We start from the raw sequence: 523 nt of genomic DNA, 5'->3' as shown, positions 1-523 counted from the left end.
GATCTTGATACTCGCTCGCTGACGCAAGCATACGGTGCCGTGTTCAGCGATCAATTCACGGCCATCGGCCAGGACAAGGCACTGGATGTGCTGTGTGCCTACCCGTTCGAGTTTGCGGTTCAGGGCACGCGCCCCTATTTCGGTTGCGGGTGGACAGCGACGGTCAAGGCTCAGGATGCCAGCTCCTGCACGACCCAGGGTGCGACCGACGTCCAGAGCTGGCTTGCGCACTTTGCACAACAGGACAATCAGCCTGCGAAGCAATGCTCGCTCAGCACTCAAGACCCTGCGCAGTTCAGCGCCAGTCTGATCGCACACCAACGCATCGACACCGAATGGTCCGCCAGACCCACGCTGCTGCAAATCAGGAACTGGGATGACCAGACTCCGAAGCAACTGCCACTGCAAGGCCTGTTCTACGACGTGACGAAGAGTGGCTCATTGCTGGGCGCACAAAAGGATCAACGCGACTATTTCAACGCCACCGGCGACTGGCTGCCGATCCTGCGCATGGACCTGAGCC

At 59.8% G+C, this 523-nt stretch carries 1 pseudogene; it reads left to right on the top strand.

Going from position 1 to position 523, the window contains the following annotated elements:
- A pseudogene (locus ACK6BI_RS28025) lies at positions 1-523 on the top strand (hypothetical protein); the annotation flags it as partial.

Source organism: Pseudomonas sp. KCJK9016 (assembly GCF_046231795.1).
Lineage (GTDB): Bacteria > Pseudomonadota > Gammaproteobacteria > Pseudomonadales > Pseudomonadaceae > Aquipseudomonas > Aquipseudomonas bananamidigenes.
The sequence above is the reverse complement of the archived record's forward strand: the minus strand, read 5'-3'. Positions and strand labels throughout refer to the sequence as shown.